We start from the raw sequence: 20,719 nt of genomic DNA, 5'->3' as shown, positions 1-20,719 counted from the left end.
TATAGTATTTAGGAAACCGTTTTATGCAACTTATAATGATCAATAAATTAATATTTAATTGTTTAAAATGAAATCACATTCATTATATCGAATTTTCGGAACACTAATTTTGTTGTTAGTACTTTCTTCTTGTTCTAGTAATCTAGATTTTGATCAAATAAATGATGTAAAGCTAAAGCCTGTAATTGTTACTAATTTGGCATATTTTGATGTTAAATCAAGTCAATTTATTACAAACGGAAGGGAACAAAATTTAATTGTAGCATTTTCTGAATTTGATGCATTTCGGGATTCTTATTTTCGCGATAGCTTAAAAAAAGCGGAATTAAATTTTGAATATACGAACACGATTAATAGAGCGTTTACTATTGAGTTAATTATGCTAACTCAAAATGATGTGCCAGTTTATTCCATCCCTTTTAATGTTCCTGCTTATACAGGTGTTGATAATAAAGTAATTAAAATTGATGTTTTTGAAAATGCTAAATTAGATGTGTTCAAATCTACGGTTAAAATCATTTTTTCAATTCGAATGGGACCTGGCCCAGCTATAAATGGAGGAAGTTTAAAATTGCGTTCAGGTGCAACTATTTATTTGGAATTAGAATGAGGAAATTATTTTTATTTTTCATTGTGTTTATGTCAATAAGTGCAACGTCTCAAAACAAACAAATTTTATACAACTTCACCTCAGTACCACAATCATTGTTGACTAATCCAGCTGCCGATGTTAATTATAAATGGTATTTTGGAATTCCTTTACTTTCCGGTATTTCGGCAAATGTAGGCTCGAGTGGTTTTTCGGCTTATGATTTATTTGCGGATAACGGTGTTGATATAAATATTAAATTAAGAGATGTTGTTCTTTCTACAACTCGCAAAGACAGGCTAGCAATTAACGAACAAATTGAAATATTTAATGCTGGATTCAAAATTAAAGGATGGGAAAACAGTTCTTATGTTTCTTTCGGGATGTACCAGGAATTTGATTTCTTGGCTTATACTCCTAGTGAATTAATTCGTTTAGCTCTTGACGGAAATAGAGATTATCTTGGGAAGGTTTTTGATTTGTCGGATTTAAGCGCTAAGGCCGAAATGCTTTCTGTTTTTCATCTCGGATTTAATAAGAAAGTAAATGAGAAACTGATTTTAGGCATAAGAGGGAAAATATATTCCAGCATTTTTAATGCCAGTTCAACCCGAAATTCTGGATATATTTATACCGTTCCTTCAACTAATACTTTCTATGAGCAAAAGATTTATTCGAATATTCAACTAAATACTTCTGGTTTAACTAATTACACAGATGATAATTCTGATGCCGCTGATGATAATCTTTTAGGTAAAACATTTTTTGGTGGAAATTTGGGACTTGGAATTGATGCTGGATTGACTTATTACCCACAAAAAAACATTCAGTTTACTGCAAGTCTCATTGATTTAGGATTTGTAAGACATTCTAAAGAAGTAGCGAATTATACTTTTATAGGGACATATAATTATGAGGGAATTAACCCTAATTTTAATTCGGGAACCACTACTTCTGACGCGATAAATGATTTTAAGAACGCTATTCCATCAGAAACAATCCATACTAAATATACTACCTGGAGACCAACGAAATTTAATTCCTCGATTCAGTACTCATTTGATGATGCTGATAATGCCGACTGTAATTGTGATGGAACAGACACCGATTATAGAAACTCTGTTGGGGCGCAATTGTTTGTTATGTCAACACCGAGAACGCCTTTGGTCGCTATGACAGCTTATTATAAAAGAAATGTTTTTGAGAACTTACAAATAAAAGCAACTTATACTGCTGACTCTTATTCGTATAAAAATATTGGACTTGGATTATCGACTAACTTAGGGAAGTTGAATTTTTATATGCTTGCTGATAATTTATTAGAATATAAAGATTTGTCAAAAGCAAATAGTCTTTCTTTTCAATTTGGTTTTAATATAGTCCTAAAAGATAGAGAGGACGATAATTAAGTTTTCCCTTTTATGATTTTCATATTGTTTTATCTAATTTGACTTTAATTTTAAGAATTAAGATAAGTTTTTACTCCTAAATTTAAACTATTCTGTACTTCCGTTTTACAAATCATCTAATAAGTAATTTAAAATCAAAATAATTTGCTATATTTGCACGCAATTCAACTAGAAATTGCAACATGATAGCACACAACTCCAAGATTATCGGCGAAGGTTTAACTTACGATGATGTTTTATTAGTTCCTAACTACTCCAATGTACTTCCTCGAGAAGTGAGCATTCAATCAAAATTCTCAAGAAATATTACGCTTAACGTTCCTATTGTATCCGCAGCTATGGATACGGTTACAGAAAGTGCTATGGCTATTGCTATGGCTCAAGAAGGAGGAATAGGTGTTTTACATAAAAATATGACTATCGAACAACAAGCTGCTAAAGTACGTAAAGTGAAACGTGCCGAGTCAGGGATGATTATCGATCCAGTTACTTTACCGCTTACTTCTACAGTTGCAGATGCAAAAAACGCAATGAAAGAATACGGAATTGGTGGTATTCCAATTGTTGACGAAAACCAAAAGTTAAAAGGAATCGTTACTAATCGTGACTTGCGTTTTGAAAAAAACAACGCAAGACCTATTGTTGAAGTAATGACTACAGAAAACCTTGTTACTGTTGCCGAAGGAACTTCTTTGGAACAAGCAGAAGTGGTTTTACAAGGACATAAAATTGAAAAACTTCCAGTGGTAAACAAAGACTACAAATTAGTTGGTTTAATCACTTTTAGAGATATTACTAAATTAACTCAAAAACCTATTGCCAATAAAGATGTTTACGGACGTTTGCGTGTAGCAGCAGCTATTGGAGTTACTGGTGATGCAGTACAAAGAGCAGAAGCTTTAGTTAACGCTGGAGTAGATGCAATCATTATTGATACAGCTCACGGACATACACAAGGTGTTGTAAACACATTGAAAGAAGTAAAAGCTAAATTCCCTCAAATAGATGTTATCGTTGGAAATATTGCTACACCTGAAGCGGCTAAATTTTTAGTTGAAAATGGTGCTGATGGAGTAAAAGTAGGAATTGGACCTGGTTCAATTTGTACAACTCGAATTGTAGCTGGTGTTGGTTTCCCTCAGTTTTCTGCAGTTTTAGAAGTTGCTGCAGCCTTAAAAGGGACCGGAGTTCCAGTAATCGCTGATGGAGGAATACGTTACACAGGAGATATTCCTAAAGCAATTGCTGCAGGTGCTGATTGTGTGATGTTAGGATCTCTTCTTGCAGGTACAAAAGAATCTCCAGGAGAGACTATTATTTTCGAAGGAAGAAAATTCAAATCATACAGAGGAATGGGTTCTGTTGAAGCTATGCAAGGTGGTTCTAAAGACCGTTATTTCCAAGATGTTGAAGATGATGTTAAGAAACTAGTTCCAGAAGGAATTGTAGGTCGTGTGCCTTACAAAGGAGAATTAAACGAAAGTATGTTGCAATTCATTGGAGGACTTCGTGCTGGTATGGGATACTGTGGTTCAAAAGATATTCCAACTTTACAGGAAACGGGACGTTTTGTTCGTATTACTGCAAGCGGTATCAATGAAAGTCATCCTCATAACGTTACAATTACTAAAGAATCTCCTAATTATTCTAGATAATTTAAGGATTATATATAAGTTAAAAAGGGCATAAGTTTTAAACTTATGCCCTTTTTTAGTAAACTTAATTTTTGAATAGGTGACTCATTCTTTTCTTGTCGCCTACTACCCACAATATATCGTTTTTCTCTAAGATTAAATTCGATTCAGGATTTAGTAAACGCTTTCCGTTTCTTTCAATTCCCACAACCATACCGTTAGATTTTTCTCTTATTTGGGATTGGCTTATACTTTTTCCAATGAAATCCTCATTGTTTAATTCCAGTTGTTGTAATATGATTTCAGTTTCTTTAACCGTATCAGGAATTTCAACTTCATGCTGGTGTAAATAGTTTTTGAACTCATCTACCTGTGCATCTGAACCAATTACACAAATTTCATCACCAGGGAAAAGACGCTCTGTTTTTGCTGGGATTTTCACCATAATATCTCCCCTTTTTATAAAAGCGATATTAATTCCCATTTGCTCTCGAATGCGCAATTCTTCCAATGTTTTCCCCGCAATATTTGATTCTTTTGCAATTTCAAAAGTGGTCATATGTCCATCCCAAGGAGTTAAACTGGCGTATCGTCTGTTTATTTTTCCAACTTCTCTATCATTAAGGTTTTTTAGAAAATGATTTTCTATTTTATGGTATTGATTGTGTAATTGTTTCGGAAAAAAGAAATAAAGAATTATTGCAGATACTAATGCGAAAAAAGCAATAACAGGAGAGAAAAAGATGTTAAGTAAAAAACCGATATAGAAAATGGCAAGACCCATTCTAAAAAAGATCATCATCAAAATAGGCCCTCTATATTTACGTTCTTTAAATAAAATTTCAACTTCTTTTACCGCAACCCTTCGTAAAGATAATGCCCATAAAAAAGGAGAAAGAATTACGATTGTAATCAAGGCTGCTATGGCATTTCCAAATTTAGAATTTTCGACCAAAGGCAATACAAATTTTGAGGATAGCAGAATGATTGCAGTAATAATTATGGTATGTATAATTATCTGAATCATATAAGCTCTTAATACCACTTGCCAAATACTTACGGATCGAATTGCTTGTGCATTAGTGGAATATCTGGATATTCTTTTTAACCATTTTCGAGGTAGTTTTCGTTCTAAATATTCAGAAAATGGAACAGCCATTTTAATCATAAAAGGTGTGGTGAAAGTAGTAACTGCAGCAACAGCAACGACTATTGGATATAAGAAATCACTCGTTACATTTAAGGAAATACCTAAAGTCGCCATAATAAAAGAAAACTCCCCAATTTGTGACAAACTCATTCCTATTTGAATCGATTGCTTTAAGGGTTGACCTGATATTAAGGCACCGATAATAGAGCTGATTGACTGTCCAAGAATAGTGACAAAAGTTAAAATCATTACCGGTAAAGCATATTCGTATAAAGTGTCAGGATTGATTAACATTCCCACCGAAACGAAAAAGATAGCTCCAAACAAATCTTTTACCGGATTAACCAGATGCTCTATATGCTCTGCTTGGGTTGTTTCAGCGATAATTGACCCCATAATAAATGCGCCTAAAGCTGGTGAAAAACCAACATTTGCGGCTAGTATAACCATCATCAAACACAAGGCAAGTGAGATGATTAGCATCATCTCGTCGTTTAATAAGTTTTTTGTTTGTTTTAATAATGTGGGTATAAAGAAAATTCCTCCCACAAACCAAGCAGTGAGAAAAAAGGCTAATTTCAATACCGATTGAAATAACTCTCCCCCTGAGAAATTCTGACTGGCAGCTACTGTAGAAAGTAAAACCATCATTAAAATGGCCACAATATCCTGCACAATAAGGGAGCCAATTACTATTCCAGCGAACTTTTGGGATTTGACCCCTAACTCCTCAAAGGTTTTAAGAATGATGGTTGTTGATGAAATGGAGAGGATGACACCTAAAAATATGCAATCCATCTGTTTCCAGCCCATCCACTGACCTACCAGATAACCCACAATCACCATCGTAATGATTTGGGTTATAGCATTGATGGAGGCTGTTCCGCCCACTTTCATCAATTTCTTGAAACTGAATTCAAGCCCAAGGCTGAATAATAGAAAAATAACTCCAATTTCTGCCCAGACTTCTACACTCTTAATATCTTTTACTGAGGGAAAAAAATCAAAGTGATTCCCTGCTAAAAACCCTGCAATCAAATAACCTAATACAAGAGGCTGTCTTAATTTTTTAAAGATTAACACGGCAATACCGGCAGTCATTAGGATTAGTCCTAAGTCGCTTATTAAGGGTTCTAAATGAAGGGTAGTAGCGGCTATTTTTGCTGCGGCACTCATATTTATTTAGTTTTAGGATCTAATCCTTTGTTTATTAATGATTCTGTATTATTCATTATTAAAATGTTATTTATTTGTTGACATTTCAATAGGAATACTTGCTCACAAAAAAAGCTATCGATAAAGATAGCTTTTTTTTAAAATTATTTTAAATTTTAATTAGATCCCCACAAAATTACTTGGAGTGATTTGCATTAGTTCCGCTTTTATTTCTTCTGAAACATCTAGCGTAGCTATGAATCCATGAATTGCTTTTTTATCAATCGCCTCATTTGTTCTTGTTAATCCTTTCAATGCTTCATAAGGATTTGGGTATGCTTCGCGACGTAAAATCGTTTGAATAGCCTCAGCAACTACTGCCCAGTTTTTCTCTAGATCTTCGTGGAATTTTGGTTCGTTTAATAACAATTTGTTCAAACCTTTCAAAGTAGCTTCAAAAGCAATGATAGTGTGCCCAATAGGTACGCCTACATTTCTTAGAACTGTACTGTCTGTCAAGTCACGTTGCAATCTTGATAAAGGTAATTTAGCCGAAAGGTGTTCGAAAATAGCATTTGCTATTCCTAAATTTCCTTCAGAGTTTTCAAAATCAATCGGGTTTACCTTGTGTGGCATAGCCGATGATCCTATTTCTCCTGCTTTAATTTTTTGTTTGAAATATTCCATGGAAACATACGTCCAAATGTCTCTGTCTAAATCAATTATAATTGTGTTGATTCTTTTTAAAGCATCAAAAAAGGCTGCAAAATGATCGTAGTGTTCAATTTGAGTTGTTGGAAAAGAGTGGTGTAAACCAAGGTTTTCTTCCACGAATTTACCACCAAATTTTCTCCAGTCGATTTGTGGATAAGCCACGTGATGTGCATTGTAATTTCCCGTTGCTCCACCAAATTTAGCTGCAAAAGGGATGTTGAACAACAATCGCATTTGCTCTTCAAGACGTTCTACGAAGACACCAATTTCTTTACCTAAACGAGTAGGGGAAGCCGGTTGTCCGTGTGTACGTGCCAGCATTGGAATATCCTTCCATTCCACGCTTAAGTCTTTCAGTTTAGACGTCAAAGTAATCAATGACGGCATATATACTTTTTCGAAAGCCTCTTTTGTAGAAAGCGGAATCGCTGTATTATTAATATCTTGAGAAGTCAACCCAAAATGGATAAACTCTTTGTATTGTGACAATCCTAATTTTTCAAAAGCATCTTTAATAAAGTACTCTACCGCTTTTACATCGTGGTTCGTTACTTTCTCCGTTTCTTTAATCCAAAGTGCATCTTCAGTAGAGAAATTTTTATAGATGTTACGTAAACTTTCAAATAAATCGGAGTTTACTCCTTTAAGTTGTGGCAAAGGAACCTCGCACAAAGCAATGAAATATTCAATTTCAACTAATACGCGGTATTTGATTAAAGCTTCTTCCGAGAAAAATGGAGCTAAAGAAAGGGTTTTACTTCTATATCTTCCATCAATTGGAGAAATAGCATTCAATTCGTTTAAAGTAGTCATTGTTGTGTTATTTATTGGAAAGGCACAAAAATAGTTATAAGTTATAAGTTATGGGTTATAAGTTTAGATTTTTTACGTGAATTCTTTATTGAAATTAAACTTTTCCATTGCCTTTGATTTTTGCTATTGCCATTGCCATTATTTTTGTGGGAATTCTTTATTGAAATTAAATATTGCCATTGTCATTGTTTTTCAGTTAAGTCAATTCTTTTAATAACCTGTTTTTCAAAAAAACCATCCCGTCAGTGGCGCACATAGGAATTGTTTCCAATGGGTTCCTCAGATTATGAATTTTAATCGGTTTTGGATCAATGTAAAAAAGAGGTGTTTCAGCATTGGTGAAATCAATCAATCCCGCCGCCGGATAAACTTGTAATGAAGTGCCAATAACTGCAAAATAATCAGCAGTTTCCGTTAGGACAATTGCCTCTTCAAGCGCTGGGACTTCTTCTCCAAACCAAACGATATGTGGACGCAATTGGTTTTTATTAGAGTCAAAATCGCCTAAATTCAAATCCTCTTGCCAATCCAGAATGTAATTTGGGTTTGCTACACTTCGTACTTTCAATAATTCCCCGTGTAAATGCAATACGTTTTTGCTTCCCGCTCGTTCGTGTAAATCATCTACATTTTGAGTGATAATTTGAACATCGAAATGAGATTCCAGTTCAGCCAGGATTTGATGCCCTAAATTGGGATGTACTTCTTTGAGTTGTTTTCGTCTTTGATTGTAAAAGTCAAGAACCAATTCGGGATTTTTATTCCAGCCTTCCGGAGTAGCTACGTCCATTACATTGTGTCCTTCCCATAGTCCATCACTGTCCCGAAAAGTTTTGATGCCACTTTCCGCACTGATTCCTGCTCCTGTCAAAACCACTAAACGTTTTTTCATATGATGTTATCTTCTTATTTTACGAATTTATAATTTTATTAGGAAGTATTTTTTTAAATTTGGATTAAAATTCAATAGAGCCTAATGAATAAAGTATTTCTCCTTTTTATATTTCTGGGTTCTTCTATTTTATATTCCCAAAACACTAATTCTTCCTTAAATAAGGTGAAATTTGAAGATGATTCTTTGAAATTAAGCGCAAGTTATTTCGAAAACAAAACTTTTTCATTTGCTTTTAATAAGCAAGAGAAAACCTTTTCTATTTATAATCCAAAGCCAGGATTGAACACTTTCAATATCGTTTCTCGGAATTACTATTCTATGGAAAATACAAATCGTTTATTAGGTAACGAAATGAAGAATCTGGAAAAAGAACCAATTTATCCAGAAGTCAAAAAAGTTACTTTAGGAGAAGCTATTTTTTCAGGGATTATTGATTCACTTTTTGACCGGTAGTACATCTTCTTTTTAGTATTTTTGCCAAAAAAAAGTTCACAATGATTGATATCGATTACCTTAATTTTCTTGAAAATATCCTAACGGACAACCGCAAAGAAAAATTCCTAAAAGTATTGGAAAACAGAACCAATCATTTCACCATTGCCGTTGAAGATATCTTTCAAATGCATAACACTAGTGCGGTGATGCGCAGTTGTGAGGTTTTTGGAATCCAAGAATTGAATGTCATAGAACAACGCTACGGTAAAAGTATCGATAAGGAAATCGCAATGGGAGCCCAGAAATGGGTTGATATCAATACGTTTGACAGTATTACAAATTGCGTGGATACTTTAAAAAATAAAGGATACCAAATCATTGCTACCACACCTCACGATAATGATTGCTTACTGGAAGATTTTGATATTTCTAAACCGAGTGCCCTGTTTTTCGGAACTGAAAGAGACGGACTGTCAGAAGAGATATTGGAACGTGCAGATGGATTTCTTAAAATTCCAATGGTAGGTTTTACCGAGAGTTTGAACATCTCCGTTTCGGCGGCTATTATTATTCAAAATTTGACTAATCGATTAAGAAAAACGGATATTGACTGGCATTTATCTGAAGAAGAAATTTTGGAGAAACGTTTGGCTTGGGCCAAAAATTCAATAAAAGACATCAAACGAATCGAAGCACGTTATTTTGAGGATAACCCAAAAACAGTGTAACCACTGATTTGTTTATTTTTTATATAAACGGAGTCATTGCGAGGAACGAAGCAATCACATTCAGTGTTTCAATTTATGTGGCTTATTTGAATAGTTTTATATTCGTTCAACAAAACACTCTATCCAACTCGCAAAATCTTTTCCATCTTACGTCCTTTGGCCAATTCATCCACTAATTTATCTAAAAACCGTACCTGTTGTGTTAACTGATTTTCGATTTCTTCAATCCTGTAACCACAGATTACTCCAGTGATAAGGTGAGCATTAGGATTTAATGTGGCATTTTGAAAGAATTCCTCAAAAGTTACTTTTTTATCTATGATTTCTTGTAGCTTCTTTTCATCATAACCCGTTAGCCAAGTTATTACTTGATGCAATTCTTCTATTGTTCTACCTTTCTTCTCCACTTTTGTGATATAATGAGGATATACTGAGGCGAATGACATTTTTGCAATGCGCTCGTCGTGATGGGCTGTGTTGTTCATAGCATAAATTTCTTAAAACAAATTTACAAAAAAATAGACATAGCTATTTTCATTATTTTGCCTTTAGTTCTCAGTTGGAATCCTAATATGTGTTTTGACAATGTATAGGTTACATCCCTTTTTTTTCGTTGTCTAAGTCATTGCGAGGAACGAAGCAATCTCATCCAGTATTTCGACAATGAAGATTACAAGTTTAGGGGAAATAGGAAATCTTTAGTTTAATTAACCGCGTGACAAACGCTATGATTTGGTTTCTAATTTAAGTAGTTATTTGTCGCAAACGAGCACCAGAGAACTTGGGCAGACGAGTACCAATTGAGTGATATTATCAGCTACTTATTTTCTTCATGTATAACTAATTTTAAAGAGTTAATGTAATCAGTGTCAAATTCTATAACTCTTATTTTGTTTAGTTTAAAACTCATTTCACCGTCAAATTTACCTTCTGTTCCCAAAAAATCGATTATCAATTCTTCTTCACTTAGTTCAATAAGTTTACCAAGATAAACTGCTTTATCAGATTTTTTTGCAATTTGGAAGATCTCATGTTTAGTTGCTAGAAAGTTTATAATTGAGGGTAAATCTTTAAGTGGGATTATTTCTTCAGCACTTGTTTTTAATCCTTTAAGCTTAATTACTCTTTCTGTGAATTCATAATCTTCATCTTGAATAATTGACTTCACATTTTTATTTTTCAAAATGGTGTAACCATCAATTATAAAATCAAATGGATTATTTTTTATCAATATCCAGTCTTCGGTCCAGTCAATTAGAAAACCAGTAAAGACTTCTTTTTTATCTTCAAATACGATTGAAATTAATTGGCGCAAATATTTTTCCATGATGTTTAATAAGTTTCGAGAACATTTTGCAAGTTTTGAAAACAATTATTTTCGTTTAAACGAAAATACGAAATAAAATGTTTTGGTCAAGATAAATAATGGATTTCAAATTTATACAACTGATATAAATATCATGTAGTTTTTAGTTCTGGAAACCGCGTTACTAACGCTACTATTTGTTTTCTAATTTAAATAGGTACTCGTTGAAAACAATCGCCAGAAAATGAGGGTAAACGAGAGTTAGTAGGGTTTTAAATTTTCATGTTCGATATTCTTTGCGTGCACGGATAACAAATCCGCCATCGGTTCATTGAAAAAATTAATATCATTTTTTAAAATCTTAATTATTTATCTTCTTTCATCACATTGCATTGCGCGTCCTTTTCAAACCAATACTTCTCCTTTTACGGTTTACTTTTTTAAGATCTGAAAAATTAAACAAGTATTCACCGTAGATGATTTCCCGTTTATTTACATATTCATGTCGATCTATCATTGTTCCATATTCATTTGGAGAACATTCTCCAGATTTTACATACTTCAATAAAGCTTTTTTAAAATAGGGATAATATTCTGGCACATTTCCCCCAATGTGACTCAAAAATGTCAGCATCGGCATAAACACACCATCATTTCCTGTCAGGCCTATTTTTTGTGGTGACGGAAAACCATAATTCTCTATCGTCCACTTAAGAAGTTTGGCATTTATTCTATCATTTGTCACGGTAGTCAAAGAATCTTTACGTCCTTGTTTTTGATCACGTACAAAAGCAACAGAAAAAGTATCGATGAGTTGTTTATTCATAGTGTTTTTACTACTCTCTATTTTTTGCTCAACACTTAAGCTGTCTATTCCGTATTTTGCGCAAATAGGAAACAATGTCTTGTAATGTTCGTTATAAGGAGCCACTAAATCAAGTAGTTTATACAAGCTTTTCTTTTCTCCAAAGTTTTTGCTGTACTTGTCAGCATAAACAATGTAGGTTTCATACTTGCTGAAGGCAAAATTGCTCTTGGGCGGATTGTATTTTTTAAATAGTTTATTGTATCGTTTTATAAAAGCAACGGTATCATGATTAGCCTTAAATTTTCTATCAATGGTGTTTGCTTTATTGTAATATGTAATGTAGCCATTACAGGATGAGGCAAGAAAACTCACTAACGCAAGGAAAACAGCAGTAAAAAGAAATGATCTCATAATTTTATGTTTTTTTTTAAAATACAATTCAGTGTTGTCCGATAAAAAATATCGAAAGGTTAATTTTTCTATATATTTAAACACTTAACGAGGTTTTATCTTGTCTTGAGTTTTTTATCATAGAATGCGGAGCGGTTGTCTTGACTTTTAATAAGAACGTTTTTTGTAAAAGTCAGGAGACTTTTAGGATGTTTTCTTTTACAATAAAGTATTAAAATTTCGCAAAGTCAGAGACATTTGCGCAGCAGCTACACTTTGCGGAAGGGGTGAGCCGTCTACTCGATTAGCAGTTCGGTCATTATCTTTGAACAATTTCAATATTACCAATATAATTTTTAGTGTTTTCTATAATCTCTTTTTTGTCTTTTTCACTAATGTTGTTTCCTAAAATAATTTTATTGAAAGCTTCTTTAGGTAATTGTATTTGTCTATCTTTTATTGTTGCAGGGTTTTGCCAGAATTTTTTAGTCCTATATTCTTCTTCAAAACTCCAATAAGTAGTTTTACTATAAACCCTATTTTTTAATGATTCAGCAAAATGCATAAACGGTTCAGGTAATATAATAGGTAGAGCATCGACATAATCGACTTTTCCACCACCACCAATGTGTCTAAACATTTCACGACTATTATAACCAATACAAAATCCTTTTCCATTATCGGCATATTTCTCCCACATTGCATCATTGCTACAATTTTCTGTTAGACTTAATATTCCATCATGGTCATAATATTCTTCTATTGAATTATCCATCCATTTTTGTTGTGCTTTTTGATCTTTTACAGCGGAATGTTTAGCCCAATATCTTGCGAATTTTCGATGTTGTTGACGTGAGAAATTAGCATTTTCTCTTTGTGAAGACCAGAAGTAATAATCATAAATCTGTTGGTTACTTAATAAATCAAATCTTGTTGGATTTCTACAATCTAATTGATCTTCAAATGAACGAGCAGAAGCCATAAAAACTTCTCTTTCAGTTATAAATCTTTTATGATAATCATCTGACCAATTTCTGTACTTATAAACAATTGGAGGTAATTCTATGTCATCTAAAACTCCATGATTTACAGTTATTTTTTTCTCTTCCATGAATGATTCTATAGAGTTTTGGTTTTGACTGACTGCTAACTAGTATATACTATTGACGTTATAAAACTTATCACCCCTAAATTGGGTAGCTATGTCTGATAAACGTCAGACTTTATTAATTTCAAATATATAACTTAATATCCGAAAATACTTATAAATAGTTTTCGGAAATTTACTATCCCACAAAGATGGATTTCTATCCTTTCGGGGAACTACAACAACGCACATAATATGATTAAATCCCTAGCCCCGACAGCAGTGAAAAGCCTATGCAGGTGGAGAACCACTTTTTTCTGGTGGTGGCAGAGCGACCGTAGGAAGCTCCTGCCAGCGGATAGAAAAAGGGTTTGAAACCAAATAGCTTGTAGCGAATGGCGGGAATTGCTCGAGAAACAACTACTGCCAAACTTCTACATTAGATCCTGAAATAAATTCAGGATAAAAAAAATTCCCCAACTACTTTCGCAATTGGGGAATTTAATATAGAATCTAGTTTCTGAAATATTATTCATTTACGATAACCCATTCTCCTGAAGACAATAGACTTTCGGCTTTTTTAAATTTCATCGTTTCCGTTTTTCCTGTAGCTACTTGTTTTAAAGTAACATTGTCATTACGGTTAATCTTAGGCATATCTCTTACGATAGTTTCTGTTACTTGTCGTTGTTGCGTTTCTCCCGCTTCACGATTAGCTGATTCACTACTTGTAATTTCGTCTTTAGAAGTTTTGTAGTTTTCTTTTTTACGCACTTCTTTTGCTTCTTGAATTTCTGGTGCACTTTGTTGTGGTAAATCACCTTTAAACAAGAATGAAATCACTTCTTTGTTCACTCCATTCAACATACTGTTGAATAAATTGAAAGCTTCAAATTTATAGATAAGCAATGGGTCTTTTTGTTCGTGAACGGCTAATTGAACTGATTGTTTCAATTCGTCCATTTTACGTAAGTGTTTTTTCCAAGCTTCGTCAACAATCGCTAGAGTGATGTTTTTCTCAAAATCAGCAACTAATTGTTTTCCTTGGGTATCGTAAGCACGTTTTAAATCAGTTACTACGTTTAATGATTTTGCTCCATCAGTGAAAGGAACTACTATACGTTCGAAATGGTTGTTTTTATCTTCGTAAACATTTTGGATAATAGGGAAGGCTTCTCTAGCACTACGTTCTGTTTTCTCCGTGTAATATTTTAAAGCTTCTTTGTATATTTTTCCAGTCAATTCAATCTCCGTTGATTTAACGAAATCACTCTCGCTTACTGGAGAAGTGATAGAGAAATAACGAATTAAATCAAACTCGAAGTTCTTGAAATCATTTGTTCCTTTAGTATCCTGAACAATAAGCTCACAAGTATCATACAACATGTTAGCAATATCCAGTTTTAAACGTTCTCCAAACAATGCATGACGACGACGTTTGTAAACTACTTCACGTTGTGCATTCATAACATCATCATATTCTAACAAACGCTTACGAACACCAAAGTTGTTTTCTTCCACTTTTTTCTGTGCACGTTCGATCGATTTTGTCATCATCGAATGCTGGATTACTTCACCTTCTTCAAGTCCCATTCTATCCATCACCTTAGCCACTCTTTCAGAACCAAATAAACGCATTAGGTTATCTTCAAGCGAAACATAAAATTGAGAACTTCCTGGATCTCCTTGACGACCGGCACGACCTCTTAACTGACGGTCAACACGACGAGAGTCATGACGTTCAGTACCTATAATGGCAAGACCACCTGCAGCTTTTACTTCGGCAGATAATTTAATATCCGTTCCACGTCCAGCCATATTTGTTGCAATTGTAACAACACCAGCTTTTCCTGCTTCTTCAACAATTTGAGCTTCTTGTTTGTGCATTTTTGCATTCAATACATTGTGCGCAACACCTCTCATTTTCAGCATTCGGCTTAATAATTCTGAGATTTCAACCGAAGTAGTACCAATAAGAACTGGTCTTCCTGCTTTTGATAATTCAGTTACATCTTCGATTACTGCATTGAATTTTTCACGAGTCGTTTTATAGATATAATCCTCTTTGTCAAGTCTAGCCATTGGTCTGTTAGTAGGAATTTCCACTACGTCCAATTTGTATATTTGCCATAACTCACCAGCTTCAGTAACTGCTGTTCCAGTCATACCACCCAGTTTGTTATACATTCTAAAGTAATTCTGTAAAGTTACAGTAGCAAATGTTTGAGTTGCAGCCTCTATTTTTACATTTTCTTTAGCTTCAATCGCTTGGTGTAATCCGTCAGAATAACGACGACCATCCATAATACGACCTGTTTGCTCATCGACAATCATAATTTTGTTGTCCATGATTACATACTCTACATCTTTTTCGAAAAGGCTATACGCTTTCAAAAGTTGTGTTAGTGTATGAATACGTTCGCTTTTCACTCCGAAATCTTGGAATAATTTTTCCTTTTCTTCCGCTTCAGCGTCTTTGTCTAATTTTTTCTTTTCGATAGCTGCAATTTCAGTTCCAATATCTGGAAGCACGAAAAAGTCTGAATCAGTATCTCCTGAAAGGAATTTAATTCCGTTATCAGTCAGTTCTACCTGATTGTTTTTTTCTTCAATTACAAAATACAAGGCTTCATCAATCTTATGCATTTCGCGATTGTTGTCCGTCATGTATTGATTTTCCGTTTTTTGAAGTAATTGTTTGATTCCTTCTTCACTTAAAAACTTAATTAAAGCTTTGTTTTTAGGTAAACTTCTGTAAGCTCTTAACAATAAGAAACCACCTTCTTTAGTGTTTCCTTCTTTTATTAATTTTTTAGCTTCAGATAAAAATCCGTTTGCCAGTTGACGTTGTAACGCCACTAGGTTTTCGATTTTTGGTTTCAGTTCATTAAACTCGTGGCGATCTCCTTGTGGTACTGGACCAGAAATAATCAATGGCGTTCTAGCGTCATCAATTAATACCGAATCGACCTCATCGACAATGGCATAGTTGTGTTTTCTTTGCACTAAATCATCAGGCGAATGGGTCATGTTATCTCTTAAATAATCAAAACCAAATTCGTTATTTGTTCCGTAAGTGATATCTGCGTTATAAGCCGCTTTTCTTCCTTCAGAACTTGGTTGGTGGTTGTCAATACAATCAACAGTCAAACCGTGAAATTCAAATAAAGGGGCTTTCCATGTACTATCACGTTTAGCTAAATAGTCATTCACAGTTACTAAATGCACACCGTTCCCAGTTAAAGCATTCAAATAAATAGGTAAAGTAGCTACTAATGTTTTTCCTTCCCCTGTTTGCATCTCTGCAACTTTTCCTTCGTGAAGCACCATTCCACCTATCAACTGAACATCATAATGTATCATGTCCCAAGTGATTTCTTTTCCTGCAGCATTCCATTTGTTTAACCAGATAGCTTTATCGCCATCAAGAGAAACATAAGGTTTAGCTCCAGAGAATTCTCTGTCTTTTGCTGATGCAGTTACAATAATTTCTGAGTTGTCTTTAAAACGTCTTGCTGTTTCTTTTACTACTGCAAAAGCTTCAGGAAGAATTTCAAGTAACGTTTTCTCAGAGATGTCGTATGCTTCTTTTTCTAAAGCATCAATGGTGTTGTAGATATCTTCTCTTTGGTCTATATCTTGTATTGCTTCCACTTCTAGTTGAAGGGCAACTATTTTAGCATCGACAGCAGCTCTGGCTTGCTTTATTTGATCCTTAAAATAAAATGTACGGCCTCTAAGTTCGTCATGAGATAACGATATAAGTCCGCTTTCAAATGTTTTGATTTTATTTAAGTAAGGCTGCAAAGCCTTAACATCCTTCTGGGACTTATCCCCAACAAAGGCTTTAATAATGCTATTTATGAAACTCATAATATATTTGTATTTCTATTTATTTGATACTTGTAAATTTAACCAAAAAAAAAGCCTCTTCTGAGACTTTTTCTTGGGGTAATTTTTTAATATTCATCCTCATTCCAAAGATAATCTTCGTCTGTAGGATAATCTGGCCAGATTTCTTCCATTGATTCGTATATCTCGCCTTCGTCTTCAATAGATTGTAGATTTTCTACTACTTCTAATGGAGCACCAGCACGTATAGCGTAGTCAATAAGTTCGTCTTTGTTAGCAGGCCATGGTGCATCACTTAAATAGGATGCTAATTCTAATGTCCAATACATCTTTTGTCGATTTAGTTTTGTGCAAAAATAAATTTTTTACTGAAAAAGACAAGTAAAAAATCATTTATTTTATAAAAAAGTTAAGAACGTGTTTTTTTAGTGTTCAGTATTCAGCTATTAATATTCAGTTTTTCACTGTCAACTTATTACTGTCAACTGATCACTTTCGGGGTATCCATTGGACTTCCTCAGCGTTCAAATCATGAGACAACTTCCGTGCCAATACAAAAAGGTAGTCAGAAAGTCGGTTCAGGTATTTGATTGCTATTTCGGCAACAGGTTCATTGTGGCTTAAATGCACAGCCAGACGTTCTGCGCGGCGGCAAACACAACGGGCTATATGACAATATGACACAGTAGTATGGCCACCTGGTAATACAAAATGAGTCATTTGTGGCAACTCATTCTCCATAGCGTCAATTTCGTTTTCTAATAATTCGATATCGCTTTCTATAATTCCAAGTTTTTGCAATCGTAGTTCACCGTTTTTCATTACTTCTTTTTCCGGTGGTGTGGCTAGAATAGCACCAACAGTAAACAAGCGATCTTGAATTTCGATTAATATCTCTTTATAATGGGAATTCATTTCTTGGTCTCTAATCAATCCTATATGCGAATTCAATTCGTCTACCGTTCCGTAACTTTCAATTCGAATGTGATCTTTAGGAACACGGGTTCCTCCAAAAAGGGCAGTTGTCCCTTTATCTCCGGTTTTAGTATATACTTTCATTATAAGTTGTGTTTTTTGAATGAGAAATTCATTGGAGTATCTCAAAGAACAAATTTACGCTATTAACTCGACTATTGTGTTAACAAAACGTTCAATAGCACCTTCAGATAATTCGAAATACAAATCAGGTTCGATGCATTCCACTTCCATAAGATGCAATTCGTTTTCTATAACAATACCATCCACTCTGGCATATAATAAATCTCCTTGAAAAGTATTGACAATGTTTTGGGCTTTTTCAATTAATTCAAGACTTGGTTCTATGAGTGCATATTGACCTCCAAATTGGGATTGAATTCTAAAATCGCCATCAGCGGGTTTTTTATTTACCGCATGCGAGAATTTTTTGTTGAAAAAGATAAATGAGGTTTCGCCTAATGTTTGAATTTCAGGCATAAATTCTTGCAGCAGCAGTTCTTTTTTCTGAGCTATATTTAGGTATTGGGTATTGATTTGATCAATTGCATCTATGTCAAACACCTCAGTAAGATAGGAGCCTGCCGAAAACGCTGGTTTTATTACCGCTTTTTTCCAATGGGGAGGAATTAATTCTTTTAAATTCAGTGCGTTTGTTTTATCTATAAAAACAGTAGGGAGAATTAGAACTCCCTGCTTTTCCATTTCACGCAAATAGAATTTATGTTTGTTTTGCCTGATGATTGCAATAGGATTTAGGGTTTTGATCCCTAATTTTTCTATGTGGTCAAGCCAAAGGTTGAATTCGGTTTCTTTCTCGAAATAGTCCCAGGTATTGCGAAAAATCAAATAGTCAAAAGCACTCCAGTCAATATTTGGATCATTCCAAATGACTGGTTTTGCATCAATATTATGTTTTGATAAAGCAGGAATTAAAACTTGTTCTGATGCTAGTAATTCAGGAAGTTTATCACAGGTGAGTATGCCTATTTTCATTTATTTGTAATTGCTGCGTTCGTAATTATTTGTTTGAAAAAGGATGTTGTCTAACTATGATTAAACAGTTATTTCCTAAACTTGACTCGGGCTTTTCTTTTCCTGTTTATTTACGGTATCACTCTCAATTACTCCATCACGTAAACGAATAATTCTATGTGCGTGTTTAGCAATATCTTCCTCGTGAGTAACTAATATTACAGTATTTCCTTTACTGTGAATTTCATCAAATAAGTGCATGATTTCCGTTGAAGTCTTACTGTCCAAGTTTCCTGTAGGTTCATCGGCAAGAATGATAGAAGGTGTGTTTACTATTGCTCTGGCAACAGCAACACGTTGTCTTTGTCCTCCTGAAAGTTGGTTGGGCTGGTGGTCCATACGGTCCGAAAGTCCTACTTGAGTTAACACTTCTTCTGCTCTGGCTTTTCTTTCAGATTTTGAATAACCTGCATATATCATTGGTAAAGCTACGTTATCAAGTGCAGTTGTTCTTGGTAAAAGGTTGAAAGTCTGGAATACAAAACCTATTTCTTTATTACGTATTTCGGCAAGTTCGTCATCTTTCATCTTACTCACATCTTTGCTATTAAGAATATAGCTACCGGATGTAGGAGTGTCTAAACAGCCTAAAAGGTTCATTAAAGTTGATTTACCAGAACCTGATGGTCCCATTAAAGCTACATATTCCCCTTTGTTTATTTCTAAATCGATTCCTTTTAAGACATAAACAATTTCGTTTCCGAGAACAAAATCTCTTTTGATATTCGTTATTTTAATTAATGGATTTGCCATTTTTAGATACAATTGATTGATTATGGTTTCTAGTTTATAAAAGTATAAAAGACTTTTGAATTAAAGATAAGTTGTCTAAAATACATTTTTGTTACAAAATGTTTACATAAAGATGTGGAGTCTATAAACGGTTTCGTTTTTTAGAAGAATAAAACACCTAATATAAAACAGCCCAAATAGTGTTGCGTTATTATGTTTACTGGTCTTTTGTATGTATCAGTATTTGAAACTATCACAATTATATTAATTAGTTTCAACATTCACATATTTTTATTGAGTCTGATACAAAGGGAGTTACATTTGTTTTGAAATTAAACATCAGAAATTATGAAAAGTAGAAATTTAGTATTAGGAATAGCGGTTTTAGCACTAGGGTTTACATCTTGTAAGGATGAACAACAAAAAGAGGCCGAAAAGACAATTGATACATACGTTGTTTATGTGGACTCTTTAAGCAATGTTGATGTTGGAGACGCTTCGGCTAACTGGACATCAATTGAGGCAACTTATGAATTGAGAAGTAGTAAAGCAGATACAGCATTATCAGATCTTAATAATGAAGTAAAAGCTACAGAAAGAGTGGAAGCGAGTAAAGCTAAATATGAAGCATTCAAAGAAAAAACGATGGCTGAAATGGAAGCTTCAAAACCAAATTCTAAACAACAAATGCGTAATGCGCTTTTTGGTGAAGGAAAAATTGGGGATGATATGAATTTTGATTGGGTAAACAAGAATAATATCCTTAGTGTTTATGATCAATTTGTTTCTACAGTTAAGACGAATAAAGATGGTTATTCTCGTGAAGATTGGGACGAAATCAAATTGATGTATGAAGCATTAGACAGTAGAAAAAATACAGTTGAAAAAGAAGGACTTTCTTCTTCAGATAATAGAAAAATTGCTGGATTGAAATTGAAATTTGCACCTATGTATACTTTAAATAGAATGGGAGCAAAAACAGCTGAAATGAAAGAAGCTAAAAAATAAGATT

18 protein-coding genes are annotated in these 20,719 nt (G+C 33.9%); 6 read left to right on the top strand and 12 right to left on the bottom strand.

Annotation, left to right across the window (positions count from 1 at the left end; genetic code table 11):
* The first annotated feature begins 67 nt into the window (after positions 1-67).
* The 3 genes from FLAK523_RS14295 to guaB all read left to right on the top strand — a co-directional run bounded on the left by FLAK523_RS14295 (position 68) and on the right by guaB (position 3,653).
* Complete coding sequence (locus FLAK523_RS14295) at positions 68-610, top strand: hypothetical protein (protein WP_248904729.1); 543 nt, start codon at positions 68-70, stop codon at positions 608-610.
* 29 nt (positions 611-639) lie between these two features.
* A complete protein-coding gene (locus tag FLAK523_RS14290) occupies positions 640-1,998 on the top strand; it encodes a DUF5723 family protein (protein ID WP_248904727.1) in 1,359 nt (452 codons plus the stop codon).
* A 182-nt stretch (positions 1,999-2,180) separates the two neighbouring features.
* A complete protein-coding gene (gene guaB / locus FLAK523_RS14285) occupies positions 2,181-3,653 on the top strand; it encodes an IMP dehydrogenase (protein ID WP_248904725.1) in 1,473 nt (490 codons plus the stop codon).
* Between the two features lie 64 nt (positions 3,654-3,717).
* Here guaB and FLAK523_RS14280 read toward each other — a convergent pair whose 3' ends face one another.
* The 3 genes from FLAK523_RS14280 to FLAK523_RS14270 form a co-directional block, all read right to left on the bottom strand.
* Positions 3,718-5,958, bottom strand: a complete 2,241-nt coding sequence (locus FLAK523_RS14280; protein WP_248904723.1) for a cation:proton antiporter — start codon at positions 5,956-5,958, stop codon at positions 3,718-3,720.
* Positions 5,959-6,117: 159 nt separating this feature from the next.
* Positions 6,118-7,464 (bottom strand): adenylosuccinate lyase, encoded by a 1,347-nt coding sequence (gene purB / locus FLAK523_RS14275; RefSeq protein ID WP_248904722.1) that lies wholly within the window; start codon positions 7,462-7,464, stop codon positions 6,118-6,120.
* A gap of 196 nt (positions 7,465-7,660) precedes the next feature.
* On the bottom strand, positions 7,661-8,356 hold the full coding sequence (locus FLAK523_RS14270; protein WP_248904720.1) for an NAD-dependent deacylase: 696 nt from the start codon (positions 8,354-8,356) through the stop codon (positions 7,661-7,663).
* Between the two features lie 84 nt (positions 8,357-8,440).
* Between FLAK523_RS14270 and FLAK523_RS14265 the strand changes: the two genes are divergently transcribed.
* Together FLAK523_RS14265 and FLAK523_RS14260 are read left to right on the top strand one after the other, a co-directional pair.
* Positions 8,441-8,812 (top strand): hypothetical protein, encoded by a 372-nt coding sequence (locus FLAK523_RS14265; RefSeq protein ID WP_248904718.1) that lies wholly within the window; start codon positions 8,441-8,443, stop codon positions 8,810-8,812.
* Between the two features lie 41 nt (positions 8,813-8,853).
* Positions 8,854-9,522 carry an RNA methyltransferase gene (locus tag FLAK523_RS14260; protein ID WP_248904716.1) on the top strand — a complete coding sequence of 223 codons (669 nt, stop codon included), beginning with the start codon at positions 8,854-8,856 and terminating at the stop codon, positions 9,520-9,522.
* 119 nt (positions 9,523-9,641) lie between these two features.
* Here the strand turns inward: FLAK523_RS14260 and FLAK523_RS14255 are convergent, their stop codons facing one another.
* The 9 genes from FLAK523_RS14255 to FLAK523_RS14215 all read right to left on the bottom strand — a co-directional run bounded on the left by FLAK523_RS14255 (position 9,642) and on the right by FLAK523_RS14215 (position 19,728).
* Complete coding sequence (locus FLAK523_RS14255; protein WP_248904713.1) at positions 9,642-10,007, bottom strand: DUF2200 domain-containing protein; 366 nt, start codon at positions 10,005-10,007, stop codon at positions 9,642-9,644.
* Positions 10,008-10,339: 332 nt separating this feature from the next.
* Entirely contained in the window at positions 10,340-10,849 is a 510-nt protein-coding gene (locus tag FLAK523_RS14250) for a hypothetical protein (RefSeq protein WP_248904711.1), read from the bottom strand.
* A gap of 361 nt (positions 10,850-11,210) precedes the next feature.
* Entirely contained in the window at positions 11,211-12,047 is an 837-nt protein-coding gene (locus FLAK523_RS14245; RefSeq protein WP_248904709.1) for a hypothetical protein, read from the bottom strand.
* A gap of 298 nt (positions 12,048-12,345) precedes the next feature.
* Positions 12,346-13,137, bottom strand: coding sequence for a DUF2971 domain-containing protein (locus FLAK523_RS14240; RefSeq protein ID WP_248904707.1), 792 nt, complete (start codon positions 13,135-13,137; stop codon positions 12,346-12,348).
* Positions 13,138-13,641: 504 nt separating this feature from the next.
* Positions 13,642-16,986, bottom strand: a complete 3,345-nt coding sequence (gene secA / locus FLAK523_RS14235) for a preprotein translocase subunit SecA (RefSeq protein ID WP_248904705.1) — start codon at positions 16,984-16,986, stop codon at positions 13,642-13,644.
* A gap of 86 nt (positions 16,987-17,072) precedes the next feature.
* Entirely contained in the window at positions 17,073-17,294 is a 222-nt protein-coding gene (locus FLAK523_RS14230; RefSeq protein ID WP_007138072.1) for a DUF2795 domain-containing protein, read from the bottom strand.
* A 160-nt stretch (positions 17,295-17,454) separates the two neighbouring features.
* Positions 17,455-18,024, bottom strand: coding sequence for a cob(I)yrinic acid a,c-diamide adenosyltransferase (locus FLAK523_RS14225; protein WP_248904703.1), 570 nt, complete (start codon positions 18,022-18,024; stop codon positions 17,455-17,457).
* A gap of 54 nt (positions 18,025-18,078) precedes the next feature.
* A complete protein-coding gene (locus FLAK523_RS14220; RefSeq protein WP_248904695.1) occupies positions 18,079-18,936 on the bottom strand; it encodes a RimK family alpha-L-glutamate ligase in 858 nt (285 codons plus the stop codon).
* Positions 18,937-19,011: 75 nt separating this feature from the next.
* On the bottom strand, positions 19,012-19,728 hold the full coding sequence (locus FLAK523_RS14215; protein ID WP_248904693.1) for an ABC transporter ATP-binding protein: 717 nt from the start codon (positions 19,726-19,728) through the stop codon (positions 19,012-19,014).
* A gap of 327 nt (positions 19,729-20,055) precedes the next feature.
* Here FLAK523_RS14215 and FLAK523_RS14210 point away from each other — a divergent pair, with 327 nt between their 5' ends.
* Positions 20,056-20,715: a DUF6565 domain-containing protein gene (locus tag FLAK523_RS14210; protein ID WP_248904691.1), complete on the top strand. Its 660-nt coding sequence runs from the start codon at positions 20,056-20,058 to the stop codon at positions 20,713-20,715.
* Positions 20,716-20,719: the final 4 nt, after the last annotated feature.

This window comes from Flavobacterium sp. K5-23 (assembly GCF_023278045.1).
Lineage (GTDB): Bacteria > Bacteroidota > Bacteroidia > Flavobacteriales > Flavobacteriaceae > Flavobacterium.
Note: the sequence above shows the minus strand (reverse complement) of the source record. Positions and strands in the feature narration are given on the sequence as shown.